The sequence below is a fragment of the Colwellia sp. MEBiC06753 genome, assembly GCF_053470325.1.
The window spans coordinates 25,979-43,195 of sequence record NZ_JBQMTM010000023.1; the positions used below are offsets into that span (position 1 = coordinate 25,979).

Sequence of the window (17,217 nt, forward strand, 5' to 3'; positions counted from 1 at the left end):
GTAAAATAAGTCAGAATACGTAACAATTGTTAAAGCATAGATCAAATTGCATGAATCCTAACCAAGAGCCTTCTCGCCTCGCCACCAAGCCTACTATAATCGCAGTTGTAGGTGCATCAGCCTCCGGCAAAACATTATTTTCTCAAACCGTTTATGATGAGTTGTTACCAGAGCTTGGTGAAAATGGCATTTCTATCATTAAAGAAGACGCTTATTATCGCAATCAAGACCACCTGCCGATGGCTGAACGAATTAAAACGAATTACGATCACCCCAGTGCTTTTGAACATGAGTTACTACATCATCATTTAACAACATTAATGCAAGGTAAAAGTATTAACTGCCCCGTGTATTGTTATAAAAATCATACACGTACAAATGATACCATTCGTGTAGCGCCTACCCCTATTATTCTCATTGAAGGCATCATGTTGTTAACTAATGAGCAATTGCGTGATTGCTTTGATATTAAAGTTTATATGGATACTCCGCTCGATATCTGCTTAATTAGACGCATAAAAAGAGATACATCAGAGCGCGCTCGCAGCATTGAATCAGTAACCGAGCAATATTTGGAAACCGTGCGCCCAATGTATTATCAGCACATTGAGCCAGCTAAATCTTATGCCGATATCGTCATTACCCGAGGCGGTAAAAACCGTATGGCAATAGAGGTAATTAAGGCGAAAATACGTCAACTAACCAATAACTATAATTAGAGGTCTTTATGGATTTAACAGCAATACGTGGCGTATTGGGTGTTTTTGCCTTACTCGTGATTGCCTTTGCCCTTTCTTACAATAGAAAAAATATCAATTGGCGCACCGTAGGCTTAGCGTTTATTTTACAAGTTAGCCTTGGTGCGTTTGTGTTATACATTCCTTTTGGAAAAGACGTATTGGCGTCAATGTCCAATGGTGTACAACATGTAATTGACTCAGCCAAAGCAGGTATCAACTTTTTATTTGGTGGCCTAGGTACCGATGCCATGTTTGGTAACGGTGTTGGCTTTGTGTTTGCCATCCGAGTATTGCCAGTCATTATCTTTTTCTCTTCACTGATCGCCGTCCTTTACTATTTAAATATCATGCAAAAAGTGGTGACGGTCATTGGTGGCGGTTTACAAAAACTATTAAAAACAAGCAAAGCAGAGTCACTTTCAGCTACCGCTAATATCTTTGTTGGCCAAACAGAGGCGCCATTAGTTGTTCGCCCATACATTAAAAATATGAGTCAATCTGAGCTTTTTGCCATTATGGTCGGTGGTTTGGCTTCTGTAGCAGGCTCAGTATTAGCAGGTTATGCCGGCTTAGGCGTTGAACTAAAATACTTAATCGCTGCTTCATTTATGGCAGCGCCTGGCGGTTTATTAATGGCGAAAATTATTTTGCCTGAAACTGAAAAACCCCATAGCGCAGACCAACCTATCGAAATTGTTGAAGATGAAAATAAACCAACGAATGTTATTGATGCAGCAGCTTCTGGTGCCGCTTCTGGCTTAAAATTAGCAGTCAATGTCGGCGCAATGTTATTAGCCTTTATTGCACTAATTGCCTTGCTTAACAGCATGGTACAAGGCTTAACAGGTTTAATTGGCTTTGAAGGTATTACAATAGAGTGGATTTTAGGCTACGTGTTTGCACCTATCGCATTTATTATCGGTGTGCCAGTTGAGGAAATGCTGCAAGCAGGCAGTTTTATTGGTCAAAAAATCGTGGTCAATGAGTTTTTTGCCTACGTGCAATTTGTTGAGGTTAAAGAAACACTTAGCGCATCGACACAAGCTATTATTACTTTCGCGTTATGCGGTTTTGCGAACCTATCATCAATTGCTATTTTACTTGGCGGTATTGGCTCTATGGCGCCGACACGTCGTGCCGACATCGCCCGTTTAGGGGTAAAAGCGATGTTAGCCGCAACATTAGCCAACTTAATGAGTGCAGCAATTGCCGGTGTATTTATTGCACTTTAATTAGCATTAATTCGCATTTATAAGGTAGATTCAAATGAATAATAAAGCACTTCAACACTACGCCAAACAAGCGTTGTCGTTGATGGATTTAACTAGCTTAACTGATAATGAAACGGCAGAAGATATTGTCAAACTTTGTCACAGTGCCCACAGCCCAGCTGGCGACACTGCCGCCATTTGTATTTTCCCACGCTTTATTCCACTAGCGAAAAAAACACTTAATGAACTTGGCGCGACCAAGATTAAAGTGGCCACTGTCACCAACTTTCCATATGGCAATGACGACCTTGATATTGCATTAGCCGAAACTAAAGCGGCTATCGAATATGGCGCAGACGAGGTTGATTTAGTATTCCCCTACCACGCACTAATGCAAGGTAATACTGAGATTGGCTTTACGATGGTGGCACAGTGTAAACAAGCATGTAAAGAACGCGGTGTACTGTTAAAGGTGATCATTGAAACCGGTGAATTAAAAACACCAGAGTTAATTGCTCAAGCCAGTGAAATTTGCATTAACGCAGGTGCTGATTTTATTAAAACCTCTACCGGTAAAGTTGCGGTAAATGCAACGTTAGAAGCGGCTGAGGTCATGCTTAATGCCATTAAGCGACTAAATAATCAGGTTGGCTTTAAAGCCGCTGGCGGTGTGAAAACCGCTGAAGATGCCAGCAAATACCTTAATTTAGCAGCCGACATTAATGGGCAGCAGTGGGTAAATGCTACTACTTTCAGGTTTGGCGCTAGCGGTTTATTGGCCAGCCTTCTTGATTGTCTAGGTCACCTACAAGAAAATGATGCTGACACTAATAAATCGCATTACTAAAAGTACGCAGCTAATGTACCCAGCGAAAACACAGTGTAAAGCACACTGTTAAAACCGGCTATTAAACGCCCAACAAATAGCACTAATGAAGCAATTATATAACCACTAAAACATGGCTCAACTTTATTTTTACTACTCGGCGATGAATGCCGGCAAATCAACGCACTTACTGCAGTCAGCGTATAACTATGAAGAGCGCGGAATGCGATGCGTACTTTATACCGCGCTAATCGATGACAGATTTCAAGCAGGAAAAGTCGCATCACGACTAGGTATTCATGCTGACGCTGCGCTTTTTGATGACTCAACCAACTTGCTGGAGCAGATTTCCAAGCAAAATAAAGCAAGTAAAGTAGATTGTGTATTAATTGATGAAGCGCAGTTCTTAACCGAACCACAGGTTCAACAGTTAACTGACATTGTCGATAATTTAAATATTCCGGTATTAGCCTACGGTATTCGTACTGACTTTTTAGGTAAAACCTTCTCTGGTAGTGCCGCATTACTTGCTTGGGCTGATAAATTAGTGGAATTAAAAACCATTTGTCATTGCGGAAAAAAAGCAAATTTTGTCGTACGCTTAGATGAAAATGGTCAAGCGGTCACTTCAGGCCAACAAGTGGAGGTTGGCGGTAACGACCGTTACGAATCACTTTGCCGTAAGCACTTTAAACAGTTGGTTTGGCTATAACTTTAATTGTTGTAACACAGTTCAGTTAACACTTAATTCAATTAACATTTAGTTCAAATAAAAACGCGCTAATAAGGATTACGAATGTCAGTTTATGAAAGTCAGCATCCACTAGTTAAACATAAAACTAGTTTACTTCGCGATCACCATATTTCAGTAAAATCATTTCGTGAATTAGCTAATGAAATTGCCATGATTTTAACCGTTGAAGCAACAACTCAGTTAGCGTTAAAAACCACACCAATTACTTGTTGGTCAGGCACTATTTCGGCACCTATTCTTGCGGATAAAAATCCAACCTTAGTGCCGATTCTACGCGCAGGTCTTGGTATGTTAGACGGCGCGTTAAAAGTATTACCTTGTGCCAAAATTAGTGTCGTTGGCCTGCAACGCAATGAAGATACACTTGAACCAGAAAGTTACTATGAAAATATAGTTGGTGACATTGCCGAGCGCACTGCCATTATTATTGATCCTATGCTGGCAACTGGTGGTTCAGCATTAGCGGCAATTGACTTATTAAAAGCTTCGGGCTGTAAACATATTGTCGCGTTATTTTTAGTGGCGGCACCTGAAGGAATTGATGCCCTGCAGTCAGCGCACCCAGATGTCGATTTATATATTGGTGCCATTGATGAAAAGCTTAATGACCAAGGTTATATCCTACCGGGATTAGGTGATGCAGGTGATAAGCTCTTCGGTACGTTAGCTTAAGTGCATTGTATTAAGTGCATTGGCTTAACGGCTTATTGAAACTAACAATATCTAATAATGTAGAGTTTGAGGCGAGCCCCAAACAAAGGGTTTTCGGTTTTATCAGTTAAAAGCATTCGCCAGAAAACCCAATTATGCTAGCAGCTGATTAACGCTGAATCACAATTCAGTTATTGAAAAGTGATGACTGGCGATATTGAAACCATGTCTAAGATAAAAACGATGGGCAGCAAATCGCTGCTCACCCGAGTCTAAATGCAGTTGCTGGCAACCTTGCGCTTTAGCATATTGCTTAAGCCAATCAATAAGCAAGGTGCCAACACCTGTTGAGCGATATTGTTGATTTGTCACTAAATCATCAATATAAATATGCTTGCCCCACGCCAATTTTTCACCAATCACAAAGCCTGCTACCGCCAATATTTCATTAGCTGATTTACTATTACCCTTTTTACATAAGCGAGCTGGTAGCCATGAGATTGTTGTAACTTTATCTGCTCAATAATTGCAGCTTGCGTGTATTGTGGCCGCAGTTGTAATAGCACTTCGGCAACATTTACTAGTTCGGCTTCAGATTTAACGAATTCAACGTCCATATTTCTTTCATGCAAAAACTATTAGCTGGCAATAACGCAAACGCCATTAAGGTATAGCAAATACTTTAGCGTATTTCTCAGACGAATATTCATGGTAAATATCATCTAAATAACTTGCTAACTGTTGTTCAGATAAGTCAACTGGAATGACAACATCATAAACTCTCGAACGAATACCCGTATCCGATTCATTAAATAGCAACCATTCGCCATCTTTTCTTTGTACCGACATTGCCTTACCAAACACATTAAACTTAATAAACACTTTCTTTCCTAATCATTTTTGAGCTAATCAATCACCTGATAAATTTCAGGCAACGATTCAGGTACGTGGTCGCTAAACCTTAAAGCTGATAAGTATTGCTGTGAAGCTTCAATTGCTTGCTGTTTATCTTTAGCATGAACTCTGGCAATAACCTCGCCTTTGTTGACTTTAACTCCAACCGCTAAAATTTGATCAAAACCAACCGTATGATCTATTACCTGATCGCCAGCCGTTCTGCCGCCGCCCATTGCAACAATAGACAAACCAATGTCACGGGTTTGCATAGCAGAAATATAGCCGGCTTCTGGCGCTAAAATATCACCCACAACATTTGCCTTAGTCATTGAGTGCCAAGGTGCTTCCAGTAAATTCGTTGGCCCGCCCATTTGATGGATCATTTCACTAAATTTTTCTGCGGCAGCCCCTGAGTCCAACACTTGATTTATTTGAGTTAATGCTTCTTCGAGGCTAGCAGCAAGCCCAGTATTTATCAGCATACTTTGCGCTAAACGCACGACGATTTTATGTAATCTTGGCTCTCGATATTTACCGGTTAAATAGTCAACGGTTTCAATAATTTCTAACGCGTTACCAGCACTATTGCCAAGTACTTGATTCATATCAGTAATAATCGCCTGCGTCTTCACGCCTGCGCCATTAGCAACGTTAACAATACTTTGGGCTAATGCGGTGGCACTTTCAATATCTTGCATCATAGCGCCATTGCCAACTTTAACGTCCATGGTTAGCGCATCAAGTCCAGAGGCTAATTTTTTCGATAAAATTGACGCTGTAATGAGCGGCAACGATTCAACGGTAGCTGTAATATCACGAATACCATATAAACGTTTATCTGCAGGGGCTAAATCACTCGTTTGAGAAATAATCGCTAAACCCAAACGTTTAACCAATTGCTGGAATTCATTGATTGACGGTTGCGTATTAAATCCTTTAATTGCTTCTAATTTATCAACCGTACCACCGGTATGGCCTAAACCTCGGCCAGCGATCATAGGCACATAAGCGCCATAGCAACTCACAATGGCCGCCAACATAAAGCTTACTTTATCTCCAACCCCACCAGTTGAGTGTTTATCAACAATTGGCGCATCAAGTTCAGGCCAACTAAGTACGCGGCCCGAATGCATCATCGCGGTAGTTAATTCAACAATTTCTTCGGTATCCATACCTTGTAAAAATATCGCCATCGCCATTGAACCCACTTGCGCGTCATTAAATGCACCTGTGGTTACTCCATCGACAAAGTATTGAATTTGCTGTTTATTTAATGACAATCCATTACGTTTTAAGCGAATGATTTCTTGCGGTAATAACATTCCTTTTCCTTTTATAGATTAAATTAGTTCGATGAGATCAAGTCGTTTGGTGTAAAAGCATCGGGCAATAATGCTTGTACTGCCCAAGTTTTCTCACGACCTAAATGATTCATTGCTTTAATTTCAGCTGTTGGTGCCATAAATTCCGCGATAACCTGTCGGCAAGCACCACATGGCGGCGTAAGCTTTTCTTGCTCAGTATAAATAACCAGTGCGGTAAGCTCTCGGCAACCATTGATAACCGCTTGCGCCATACAGTTGCGCTCTGCGCATACGGTCAGGCCATAAGAAGCATTTTCAACATTACAGCCACAATAGTAGCTACCTTGGCTGTCTTGCGCTGCTGCCCCCACCTGAAAACGACTGTAAGGCGCATAAGCCCGTTCAAAACCTGTTTGGGCAAGCTGTTTAAGCTGTTGCCAGTTTGCATTGTTATTTTTATCTATCGTCATCAACTTCACTATCACCGTTGTTAAAGCGCCTCTTACCTTACTGTACTTAAGTGGCGCTTATATATTTTTGTCTAATTGCTTTTGGATAAATTAACTTGTTCATTAACTTTAAGAGTAATTACCTTTACTGCAATTGCTATCCAAAACCATTTACCTGACCAAATAGTCAACTTTATTCATCTTAATTGCTTGATAACTTTATTACTAGCCTAAAAATAAAAAACCGCACTAAAAAGTGCGGTTTTAATAAATTAACTAAAGTTAATCCTAGAACTTATATTCTACACCCATGCGCATTTCCCACAATGATGCAGGTTGTGCAGTAGGCTCTGGACGGAAGAAGTTATCGTAGATATAAGTGTTTGTTGTTGGATCAATAGTCGCTTCAACAACACTTTGCGTATTAAAGTTGTATTGCTCTAACACACCCCACTCGTCATTAAGTAAGTTGCCTACGTTTTCAATAACAAAGAACACTTTACCTTTATGACCTTCAACAAAACCAGGAAGTTCTTGGCTGATTCGTAAATCAACTTTTGTCCACCAACCCACATCTAACTTATTACGAGGGGCAATTTTACCGCGGTATTTGCCTAAACCAACATCGCTGATCCAATCTTGGAATGCAGCTACGTCGAAACCTTCAGCATATTGTACTAACGGATCGTTTTCAGTTGGTACATACATTAACTGACTATCACCAGACCAGTTAGAGTCACCAAATTGACTGTCTGAATCATAGAAAGTATATGAAATACGCTTGCCTTCAGAGCGTGTCGCGAATAACGAGAAGCGAGTTGTATAACCGTCGAAGAAATCAACACCGTAGCTTAAGTTTAATGTAAAGCGATGTGGAATTTCGTAATCAGACGTTGCTACACCTGGGTTATTATTATCAGTACGTGCAAAGTAAGAGAAGTTAGAACCCGCAACAGAACTTGTCATTGGGCTAACATCTGATGAATCAGTGTAAGCATAACCAAATGATGCATCTAAGCCGAAGTCATAACTTTTCGCAACGCTAAATGATAGAACCGTAGAATCACCATCATCACCTTTAACGTTGGTTAACATAAAATCAGAGAAACGACCTGCAACTTTTTGCTCATAGATTGGACGACCATCTGGTGCTGTTTGACCTTCAGCATAATCATACGCGATATTATTAATTAACGCAGAATCTTGTTTCTGTGTGTAGATAATATCAGCATTGAAAATATAATCGCTTTCAGTCACGTAAGTAGCACCTAATGCGTACTTCCATTCTGAAGGTACTTCAAAATCTGGGTCAATCGCGTTTACGTCACCATCACCACCATTTTCAGGGGTATTTGCCACTTGATCGTATAAACCTTGTGGGATGTCATAAATTGGACGGCCTTCACCTGTTAACTCTTTTTCAAATAACGACTCACCAGAACGATCTTGGAACGCTAATTGTACTAGACCATCGTTAGAGTAACTGTTTGAAACCCAAACATTCGGGTTACCACCAGAGAATAAGCCAAAGCCACCACGTACTTCTAATTGATCATTTGCTACCCAGTTAAAACCAAAACGTGGTTGAATTAAATCAATACCATCGAAGTTATTGTTGTTAGCAAAACCGTAACGATCAAAGAACTGGCTGTTGTAACGAGGCTTGTCATCACTAGTGTACCAGTCATAACGTAAACCGTAAGTTAAGGTTAATGCGTATTCATCTAACGTCCACTCATCTTGGATAAATAATGAATTAGTTTGATATTTGAACGTTGCTGCAACATCATCTGGATTATTAGTACCAGCCGAGTTGTTATAGTAAATACGTCCAGGTGTACCTGCTTCAAAATCATCAATGCTATTAAAACGGTATTCACCTTGGGTGTGTTGCATAAATAGGTTGAATACTTCTAAATCTTCGTATTCATAACCAAAAGTAATTTCATGCTCGTCTAAGTAATAAGTACCGGCAAGTTTTAATGATAAATTGTTCCAGTTTAATTCGTTTGATTGACGTGAATCATCTGGACCAATAAATAGCGTTTGACCATTGTGACGAATCTGTACTTCAGCAAAACTTGATGCTGCATCTAACGATTTTTGGCGGTATTTTAAATCAGATTTTTCAACACGAACTTCTGTAGAGAAATTGCTTGTCCAGTCAGAATATAAAGAACCAACATATGACTTCATCTCTGCACCACGCTCATAGAAGTGGCTGTCAAAGGTTAATGCCCAGTCATCTGATTGGTTTAACGAGAAACCATCGTTGTAGTTATACACTAATGCTGCACGGTGATCTTCATTAATGTTCCAGTCTAATTTAACTAATAGTTTTTCATCATCAACGGGCATACTGGCTGGGTTGCCACCAATATCGTAATCATATAAGTCACTAGCAATTTGACGAACGCGGTCAATAGCGGCCTGATCAACACTGTCACCTAAACCAGGGTAAGTAAATAATTGTGCGCCTTCTAACTTTTCATACGCCATGAAAAGGAATAATTCATCTTGAATTAACGGTAGGCCTACGTTGAAACCGTAACGTTCTTCCGTGTAGTCGCCGTTATCGACCTTCTCACCGTCAATCTTGTCACCTTTTAACGAATCAGAGGTGTAATCGTAGAACACACCACCGTGAATTTCGTTAGTACCTGATTTAGTAACAGCATTGATGTTACACGCAGTAAAACCACCATAATTTACGTCAAATGGTGCCAATTCTACAGCTACCTGCTCGATCGCATCATAAGAAAAAGGAATACGCTCAGTTGGGTAACCGTTACTATTTAAACCAAAACGGTCATTCATACGAACGCCATCTAACGTTAACGAGTTAAAACGAGGGTGAGCGCCGCCACATTGGATTGAATCTGAGCTTGTTTCATCGATGTAAATACGTGGATCAACACGAACCACATCTTTAATGTCACGGTTAATAGCAGGTAAGTTTTCTAACTCTTCAATACCAAAATGAGTTGCTGGGCCTGTACCACCAGCATTAGCGCTGATAACACGACCGGTAACTTCAATACGCTCAACTTGATCAATGGCGTTTAAAGTAACATTTAATGGGTACGCTTCACCTACAGTTAGATAAACATCATTAATCACTCGATCTTCTAAAGACTTAGAATCGAATACAATGGTATATGGACCACCAACACGTAAGCCTTTAGTTGAGAAGCTGCCCAATTGGTTAACAGCAATAGTTTTGCTAGTACCAGAAGGAACGTGAGTAATAGTAACCGTTGTATCAGTAACCGGGGCACCGTTTGTATCAACGATTTGACCTTTTACTGCTGAAGTAATGGTGTTTGCCATTACCGGACCAGATAGACCAAGTGCTACTACCACCGCACCAGCTATATGTGAGAGACGATGAGTTTTCATCAGAATTTTCCCTTAACGTTGTTAAATTTATGATCTCGATACATAGTCGAAATACTTATTACAGTTTTATGACCCTGCTATTAAAGCAGAAATAAATGACAAAATCATTACACTTTGTCTACATGGTCAACATTTTTTTCTACTTTTTTGAAACAGTAATTTATTTTCATCTATTAGGCATTGGTTGTGTTTTTTGTATAGTAAATGAATGGCTATGTATCTAACCTAACATCCACTGCAAAACACCAAGGGCTAACACCTTGTTTAATTTAGCTTTTAGTTGACCCACAGGTTAGTTTTTTTCAATTGTAAAACCTGAGCTTAACGGCGCTTGGTTATGATGGAAAATAACCTAATCTTGTGACCAATAGATGAATATTTTTCAACTTATTTATGACAGTATCATTGCAATCGCTAATTAAATAATCTGACTACTTGGTTAGCACTGTTTTATTATTTTTATCTCAGGTACACTTGGTAAAAGTTAAAAAAACAATAACCATAAAAACCGATTAACTCGGCTCAAACCACCTATGAATGACGACAACAAATTATCTAAACAAGGACGAATTCGCGCCCAAAGCGAAGCCAAAATCTTAGAGGCAGCTCAGGAAGAATTTATTCTGCAAGGATACAAAGGTGCAACGGTTCAATCTATTGCTGATCGTGCGAAATTACCCAAAGCCAACATTCTTTATTACTTTAAAAGCAAAGAAAATATCTACCATGCGGTGCTCGAGCGCACACTAGATATGTGGGATAAAGGTATTGGCGATATAAACCCTGAAGATGGCCCGAAAGTGGCGATAGAAAAGTTTATCGCCTCTAAAGTAAAAATGTCGTTCCATCATCCAAGTGCCTCTAAAATTTACGCCATGGAGATTATTCAAGGCGCCCAACACTTAAAAGAATTCGCTCGTACTTATCTTCGCAAATGGGTGCGTGAAAAAGCGGGTTTGTTCCAACACTGGATTGATAACGGTGAAATGGCCGATGTCGACCCATACAACTTAATCTTTCTTATTTGGTCTACTACCCAGCACTATGCCGATTTTGAAACGCAAATTTTAACGGTAATGAATCGCGCAGATTACGAAGAAGAAGATGAAACTCAGGTCACTGCGTTTTTAACCGACTTTATTTTACGTGGTTGTGGACTGAAAAAATGAATACTCGTTTAAAAAAAATGTTGCTTGGGGCTGGCGCCCTACTAACTTCGGTTAATGTTGCTATGGCTAATGACACATTAAAAATTGCGACCTTTAATGTTTCTATGGAAGCATTAAATTATATGGAAAAAGGTGAGCGTGGTACGGTTATCCCCAAGGGCAGCGAACTGCAAACCGCAATTTCACAACAGCACCAGCAAATTAAAAATATTGCTGAAATTATCCAGCGCGTAAACCCTGATATTATATTACTCAATGAGTTTGATCGTTGTGATAGTAACAATATTGCCTTAACGACTTTTATTAATGATTACCTTAATAAAAGCCAGCATGGTCAAACAGCCGTTAGTTACCCATACTTTTATCAAGGCCCAGTTAACACCGGCGTAAAAATGCCAATTGATGTTAATGGTGATGGTGAAATAACGGCGCCACAAGATACCTATGGCTTTGGTTATTTTCCTGGGCATTTTGGTATGGCATTGCTGTCAAAATACCCGATTGATCACAGCCAAATTCGCACCTTTCAAACCTTTAAATGGCAAGATATGCCAGGTGCGCTAAAACCAATAATCCCTGAAACAAATCAAAGCTATTACTCAGAAAAAGTCTGGCAACAATTAAGACTGTCTTCAAAGTCACATTGGGACATTCCTGTGCTCATTGGCGACAAAACCATTCATGTGCTTGCCAGCCACCCTACACCACCTGTATTTGATGGCCCTGAAGATCGTAACGGTAAACGTAATCACGATGAAATTCGCTTTTGGCACGATTATATAACCCCTGAAGTTTCTGATTATATTTACGACGATCAAGGTCTCAAAGGCGGTATGCAGTCAAGCTCACCATTTGTCATTCTGGGTGATTTAAATGCCTCCGTTGTTGACGGTGACGCTAATACTGACGGCATTGCCAGCTTAATTAATCATCCAAAAATCACTGATGCGATGCCAGTAAGTAAAGGGGGCGAATTACATAAACCTGATAACCAAAATGCTAAACATCATACCGCCTATTGGGGCATGCGAGCTGATTATGTGTTGCCATCAAAAACTGGCTGGCAAGTTAAAGACAGCGGTGTATTTTGGCCAACAAAAGAATCAGAGCTCTATCGCTTAATTGATAGCCGTTCAGCCTCTTCAGACCACCGATTAGTGTGGTTAGAACTAATGTTAGATTAATACGAGAAACACATGCGTAAATTACTGTTATCCTTATGTCTTGCCTCAAGTTTTAGCGCAGTTGCTACCCAGCAACCACAAAATATTATTATGGTAGTTGCCGATGGCATGGGCCCAGCTTATACCTCAGGTTATCGCTACTTTAGCGACGATCCTGCAACTGAGGTGATTGAACGTACAATTTTTGATAAATACACCATAGGTTCATCAACGACATACCCTGCCGCTGTTTCAGGTTATGTGACAGATTCCGCTGCTGGTGCTACGGCATTATCTACCGGACACAAATCTTATAATGGTGCAATTGCCGTTGATGTTAATAAACAACCACTAGAAACCGTATTAGAGCGAGCTAAACGCTTAGGTTATAAAACCGGTAGCGTTGTTACCTCACAAGTAAACCATGCGACACCAGCCGCTTATATCAGTCATAATGAGAGCCGAAATAACTACGACGCAATTGCCGACAGTTATCTCGATGAAAAAATTAACGGCCAGTTAAAATACGATGTCTTACTTGGCGGTGGATGGCGTTATTTTATTCGTAAAGATCGAAACCTAGTTAACGAGCTCAAAGGCTTGGGCGCTCAATATATTGATAGTTATGAGCAATTAACAAAATTAACCAATGATTCAGTCGCTGTTGGCTTATTTGCTGATAAAGGCTTACCGTTTGCCATTGATGATAGTAATCGCCACCGTTTATCGATGATGACGGAAACGGCAACAAAGCTACTTGAAAATGATCAGGGTTACTTTTTATTAATTGAAGCGAGCCAAGTTGACTGGGCAGGTCATGGTAATTTAATTGCCGAAGCGATGACAGAAATGGATGATTTAGCCAAAACCATGGAGTATTTAGAAAGCTATGTTGCCAAACATCCGAATACTACCGTGATCTTAACCGCTGATCACAGCACGGGTGGCCTAACCTTAGCGGCAAAAGGTAAGTACATTTGGGATCCAAAAGTACTACGGTTACAACAACATTCTACTGAAACTATTGCTAAACGCGTACTTAAAACGGAACTTAGTACGGCATTTATAAATGAGTTGTTTAACTTTACCCTAACCGAAGAAGAATACGAAAGTATCGTTAACGCCAAAGCAGATGCTAATCAACAATTAGCTAACTACAACGCGCTTACTTCTGAGCAACAAAAAGCAACGCGTAAACCTTATCTTGAGCGTATTGTTGGCAAAGCAATTAGTGGCGTGCTTGATAGCCGCTCTAACACCGGCTGGACTAGCGGTGGCCATACCGCTATTGATGTACCTATTATTGCCTTTGGCCAACATGCTAGCCTATTTAAAGGGAATCAAAACAATATTGATATCGGCAACAAGATCTTTGGCTTACTAGAAAATAAATAGTCGATTAATTTAGCCTATTAAATCAGCCCAATAAAAAAGACATTCCGAAAAATAGCTGACCAAGTATCTGACAAAATATTAATCAGACAATACACTTGCCAGTGCTTCAACCGGATGGCGCGACTGTACTTTAGCAAAGCGTTTAGCCTGACTACGACAAGAAAACCCTGTCACCAATACTTGCTCGTCATCTAACTCATTTAACTGCCCTTGCCAACTCATTTCAAATAAGCTTTTTGAATTATCGTAATTAGTTAATTCATGGCCATAAGTACCCGCCATTCCGCAACAGCCCACCGCTACTTTTTCCAGTGTTAAACCAAATGCAGCAAATATTTCAACCCACTGTGCTTCTGATTTAGGTTGGGCTGTTTTTTCTGTACAGTGCGCAAACAATTTAAATGCTGGCTGTTCAGTTGCACTGGTAACTGGCGTAATTTGCTTGCTAATATTCGTTAACCACTCGTGAGCTAATAGCACCTGAAACTCGCCACGTTGCTCACCAAGTATTTGTCGATATTCATCGCGAAAGCAAAGTGCTAATGAAGCATCTATGCCAACCATTGGAATATTTAGCTGGTGAAGTTCATTAAGAAACTCCGCCATATTCTGCGCAGTTTTGGCGAAACGCTTTAAGAAACCTTTGACATGTTGCGGCTTACCATTCGGCTTAAATGGCAACAAAATAGGCTCAAAGCCCAGTTTTTTCGCCAGTACCATTAACGCTTCAACCGATTTAGCATCATAAAACGAGGTAAATGGATCTTGAACAATAAGCACGGTATTAGCTTTTTCTTCAGCCGACTTTGCTTTTAACTGCGTTAAATTAAATGGCGTGAACGCTTGTTTGGCAATACGTTGTTTTAATGTTGGGTAGCTTAATAACGGCGTATCGACATAACCAATAGTGGCAGCAGAAAATTTTTGATAAAGCGTTGATTTAAGCACGCTGTTAGTCAGCTTAGGCATAGTTGCCATTAATGGTGCCAGTTGTTCAACGTTGGCCACCAAATGATCTTTTAACGGTCTGAAGTATCGGCTGTGATAAAGGTTTATAAACCGAGCGCGAAAATCTGGCACATCGACTTTAATTGGGCACTGGCTAGCACAAGCTTTACACGCCAAACAGCCTTGCATTGCTGCCATCACTTCATGCGAAAAATCTTCGCTTTTATTTGGCTGAAAGACATTGGCGATTTTATCTAACAACTGTTTCACCGACCAACCGTTGATATTTCGCTCTAATGCTAAAATATCAACGCCGTTATTTTCTAGCAGTCGTAGCCATTCGCGCATTAATCCGGCTCGACCTTTTGGAGAGTGACGACGATCGCGGGTAACTTTTGATGACGGGCACATAGGGCTAGCAGTGTCATAGTTAAAACAAAGGCCATTGCCATTACAGCCCAGTGCGGCTTCAAAAGAAGTTTTTACCGGTGTTGATATTTGACGGTCAAAATAACCACGCTTGGTATCATCAACACTGACTAAAGATTCGGCTGATTCAATTGGCGTACAAATTTTGCCAGGGTTCATTTTATTTAATGGATCAAACGCGGTTTTTATTTTTCTTAGCTCGGTAAATAACGCCTCGCCGAAAAACTCTGGGCCATATTCACTGCGATAGCCCTTGCCATGCTCGCCCCACATTAAACCGCCATATTTAGCGGTAAGTGCCACCACTTGATCAGAAATAGTGCGCAGTAGCTTTTCTTGTTCAGGATCGCACATATCTAGCGCTGGCCTAACATGTAAAACCCCAGCATCTACATGGCCAAACATGCCGTAGTGCAAGTTATGGCTATCGAGTAACGCTCTAAATTCTGCAATAAAATCGGCTAAATTTTCAGGTGGTACGGCAGTATCTTCAGCAAATGCTAGTGGTTTTTGACTACCTTCAGTATTGCCCAATAAACCCACCGCTTTTTTACGCATGGCATATAGTCGGCCAATGCTCTGTAAATCATAGGTAATTTGATAACCAATAATGCCTTTATCAGCCTTCATATCACTGGCTAACATAGCTTCTAAATCAGCAATTCTAGTTTCTAACGCCGCAATGTTTTCATCGTTGTATTCCACCATATTTAAGCCATCCATGACTTTATCAGGAACATCGGTGATCAAATCACTGACCGAATGCCAGATAATATCTTGTTTTGCTAAATTTAAGACTTTACTGTCGATGGTTTCTACCGATGTCGCTTTGGCTGCGACTAAATCAGGCGAATGACGCAGCGCTGAATCAAAGCTATCGTATTTAATATTAACCAGAGCTTTTGCTTTGGAAATAGGCGTAAGATTAAGCTTTGCTTCACAAACAACGGCTAACGAGCCTTCTGAGCCGGTAATAATGCGACTTAGATCGAACTGAGTAAGCTCATCATTAAACACATGTTCTAAGTCATAACCGGTTAAAAAGCGATTTAATCGTGGAAATTTCTCTAAGACCAATGCGCGGTTATCAAGGCAGCTTGATAACACTTGCTTGATAATGTTACCTGCCGTTGAACCTTGCTCAGCCATACTTTGTGCTTGTTCAATAGACATTGGGCTAGTATCGAGCAAAGTGCCATCAGCCAAAACAGACGTTAACCCTAGTACATGATCTGAAGTTTTACCGTAAACTAATGAGCCCTGACCTGACGCATCTGTATTGATCATTCCGCCAATCGTGGCACGGTTTGACGTTGATAAATCAGGTGAAAAGAAAAAACCATGTGGCCGTAAATAATCATTAAGTTGATCTTTAACTACGCCCGCTTCAACACGCACCCAATTTTCTTCAACATTAATCTCCAAAATTCGGTTCATAAATTTGGATAAATCAATGACTATACCGGGGGTTAAGCTTTGGCCATTAGTACCTGTACCGCCGCCGCGGGCACTAAATTTAATCTCATCAAACCGAGTTTGGCTGGCAAGCTCAGTAATTAACTGAATATCTTGCTTACTTCGTGGGTGTAACACCAGCTGCGGTAATTGCTGGTAGACACTGTTGTCAGTTGCCACTGCTAAACGCGCACTATACTGGCTATTAATTTCGCCTTTGTATGCGGTTTGCTTTAGCGCATTAATAAAATCTTGATAAAGGGGTTTAATTAATTCAACAGGGTCTAACCTAGGTAACATAAGGGTTTACAGCGATTATTTGGTCAAAGAAAGACAGTATATCACGCAATATTTTTTATGGCAGTGAGCAAATAAAAAAGCCTAAGAAAAATTTTATCTTTCTTAGGCTTATCTGGTTATTACCGTT

15 protein-coding genes are annotated in these 17,217 nt (G+C 40.3%); 8 read left to right on the forward strand and 7 right to left on the reverse strand.

Translation table 11 applies throughout. The annotated features are described in order from the left end of the window. Nucleotides 1-50: 50 nt before the first annotated feature. The 5 genes from udk (at nt 51) to upp (ending at nt 4,203) form a co-directional block, all read left to right on the forward strand. A complete protein-coding gene (udk, locus tag ACOB82_RS15700) occupies nt 51-719 on the forward strand; it encodes a uridine kinase (RefSeq protein WP_448213932.1) in 669 nt (222 codons plus the stop codon). Between the two features lie 8 nt (nt 720-727). Beyond that, complete coding sequence (locus ACOB82_RS15705) at nt 728-1,972, forward strand: NupC/NupG family nucleoside CNT transporter (protein WP_448213933.1); 1,245 nt, start codon at nt 728-730, stop codon at nt 1,970-1,972. 34 nt (nt 1,973-2,006) lie between these two features. After that, nucleotides 2,007-2,798: a deoxyribose-phosphate aldolase gene (gene deoC / locus ACOB82_RS15710; RefSeq protein ID WP_448213934.1), complete on the forward strand. Its 792-nt coding sequence runs from the start codon at nt 2,007-2,009 to the stop codon at nt 2,796-2,798. 112 nt (nt 2,799-2,910) lie between these two features. After that, nucleotides 2,911-3,489: a thymidine kinase gene (locus tag ACOB82_RS15715; protein WP_448213935.1), complete on the forward strand. Its 579-nt coding sequence runs from the start codon at nt 2,911-2,913 to the stop codon at nt 3,487-3,489. 84 nt (nt 3,490-3,573) lie between these two features. Further along, nucleotides 3,574-4,203, forward strand: coding sequence for a uracil phosphoribosyltransferase (gene upp / locus ACOB82_RS15720; RefSeq protein ID WP_448213936.1), 630 nt, complete (start codon nt 3,574-3,576; stop codon nt 4,201-4,203). A 159-nt stretch (nt 4,204-4,362) separates the two neighbouring features. On the opposite strand, the gene ACOB82_RS15725 is transcribed toward upp, so the two are convergent. From ACOB82_RS15725 to ACOB82_RS15750, 6 genes are all read right to left on the reverse strand, one after another. Then, nucleotides 4,363-4,605 carry a GNAT family N-acetyltransferase gene (locus tag ACOB82_RS15725; protein ID WP_448213937.1) on the reverse strand — a complete coding sequence of 81 codons (243 nt, stop codon included), beginning with the start codon at nt 4,603-4,605 and terminating at the stop codon, nt 4,363-4,365. Nucleotides 4,606-4,613: 8 nt separating this feature from the next. Next, on the reverse strand, nt 4,614-4,799 hold the full coding sequence (locus ACOB82_RS15730; RefSeq protein WP_448213938.1) for a hypothetical protein: 186 nt from the start codon (nt 4,797-4,799) through the stop codon (nt 4,614-4,616). 46 nt (nt 4,800-4,845) lie between these two features. Next, nucleotides 4,846-5,064: a DUF7661 family protein gene (locus ACOB82_RS15735; protein ID WP_448213939.1), complete on the reverse strand. Its 219-nt coding sequence runs from the start codon at nt 5,062-5,064 to the stop codon at nt 4,846-4,848. Nucleotides 5,065-5,087: 23 nt separating this feature from the next. Continuing rightward, a complete protein-coding gene (gene deoA / locus ACOB82_RS15740) occupies nt 5,088-6,401 on the reverse strand; it encodes a thymidine phosphorylase (protein WP_448213940.1) in 1,314 nt (437 codons plus the stop codon). Nucleotides 6,402-6,424: 23 nt separating this feature from the next. Then, nucleotides 6,425-6,853, reverse strand: a complete 429-nt coding sequence (locus ACOB82_RS15745; protein WP_448213941.1) for a cytidine deaminase — start codon at nt 6,851-6,853, stop codon at nt 6,425-6,427. Between the two features lie 267 nt (nt 6,854-7,120). After that, nucleotides 7,121-10,231 (reverse strand): TonB-dependent receptor, encoded by a 3,111-nt coding sequence (locus ACOB82_RS15750; RefSeq protein WP_448213943.1) that lies wholly within the window; start codon nt 10,229-10,231, stop codon nt 7,121-7,123. A gap of 533 nt (nt 10,232-10,764) precedes the next feature. Here ACOB82_RS15750 and ACOB82_RS15755 point away from each other — a divergent pair. From ACOB82_RS15755 to ACOB82_RS15765, 3 genes are read left to right on the forward strand one after another with little or no spacing between them, the layout of a single operon-like run. After that, nucleotides 10,765-11,400: a TetR family transcriptional regulator C-terminal domain-containing protein gene (locus tag ACOB82_RS15755; RefSeq protein WP_448213944.1), complete on the forward strand. Its 636-nt coding sequence runs from the start codon at nt 10,765-10,767 to the stop codon at nt 11,398-11,400. Beyond that, on the forward strand, nt 11,397-12,584 hold the full coding sequence (locus ACOB82_RS15760; RefSeq protein ID WP_448213945.1) for an endonuclease/exonuclease/phosphatase family protein: 1,188 nt from the start codon (nt 11,397-11,399) through the stop codon (nt 12,582-12,584). Before ACOB82_RS15755 ends, ACOB82_RS15760 begins: the two co-directional genes overlap by 4 nt. Before the next feature lie 12 nt (nt 12,585-12,596). Continuing rightward, nucleotides 12,597-13,958, forward strand: a complete 1,362-nt coding sequence (locus tag ACOB82_RS15765; protein ID WP_448213946.1) for an alkaline phosphatase — start codon at nt 12,597-12,599, stop codon at nt 13,956-13,958. A 78-nt stretch (nt 13,959-14,036) separates the two neighbouring features. On the opposite strand, the gene ydiJ is transcribed toward ACOB82_RS15765, so the two are convergent. After that, nucleotides 14,037-17,090, reverse strand: a complete 3,054-nt coding sequence (ydiJ, locus tag ACOB82_RS15770; protein WP_448213947.1) for a D-2-hydroxyglutarate dehydrogenase YdiJ — start codon at nt 17,088-17,090, stop codon at nt 14,037-14,039. Nucleotides 17,091-17,217 lie beyond the last annotated feature (127 nt).

What these genes read in the sequence shown, in the direction of transcription:
- udk (WP_448213932.1), top strand. Translation starts at nt 51, where the DNA reads ATGAATCCTAACCAAGAGCCTTCTCGCCTCGCCACCAAGCCTACTATA.
- ACOB82_RS15705 (WP_448213933.1), top strand. Translation starts at nt 728, where the DNA reads ATGGATTTAACAGCAATACGTGGCGTATTGGGTGTTTTTGCCTTACTC.
- deoC (WP_448213934.1), top strand. Translation starts at nt 2,007, where the DNA reads ATGAATAATAAAGCACTTCAACACTACGCCAAACAAGCGTTGTCGTTG.
- ACOB82_RS15715 (WP_448213935.1), top strand. Translation starts at nt 2,911, where the DNA reads ATGGCTCAACTTTATTTTTACTACTCGGCGATGAATGCCGGCAAATCA.
- upp (WP_448213936.1), top strand. Translation starts at nt 3,574, where the DNA reads ATGTCAGTTTATGAAAGTCAGCATCCACTAGTTAAACATAAAACTAGT.
- ACOB82_RS15730 (WP_448213938.1), bottom strand. Translation starts at nt 4,799, where the DNA reads ATGGACGTTGAATTCGTTAAATCTGAAGCCGAACTAGTAAATGTTGCC.
- deoA (WP_448213940.1), bottom strand. Translation starts at nt 6,401, where the DNA reads ATGTTATTACCGCAAGAAATCATTCGCTTAAAACGTAATGGATTGTCA.
- ACOB82_RS15745 (WP_448213941.1), bottom strand. Translation starts at nt 6,853, where the DNA reads ATGACGATAGATAAAAATAACAATGCAAACTGGCAACAGCTTAAACAG.
- ACOB82_RS15750 (WP_448213943.1), bottom strand. Translation starts at nt 10,231, where the DNA reads ATGAAAACTCATCGTCTCTCACATATAGCTGGTGCGGTGGTAGTAGCA.
- ACOB82_RS15755 (WP_448213944.1), top strand. Translation starts at nt 10,765, where the DNA reads ATGAATGACGACAACAAATTATCTAAACAAGGACGAATTCGCGCCCAA.
- ACOB82_RS15760 (WP_448213945.1), top strand. Translation starts at nt 11,397, where the DNA reads ATGAATACTCGTTTAAAAAAAATGTTGCTTGGGGCTGGCGCCCTACTA.
- ACOB82_RS15765 (WP_448213946.1), top strand. Translation starts at nt 12,597, where the DNA reads ATGCGTAAATTACTGTTATCCTTATGTCTTGCCTCAAGTTTTAGCGCA.
- ydiJ (WP_448213947.1), bottom strand. Translation starts at nt 17,090, where the DNA reads ATGTTACCTAGGTTAGACCCTGTTGAATTAATTAAACCCCTTTATCAA.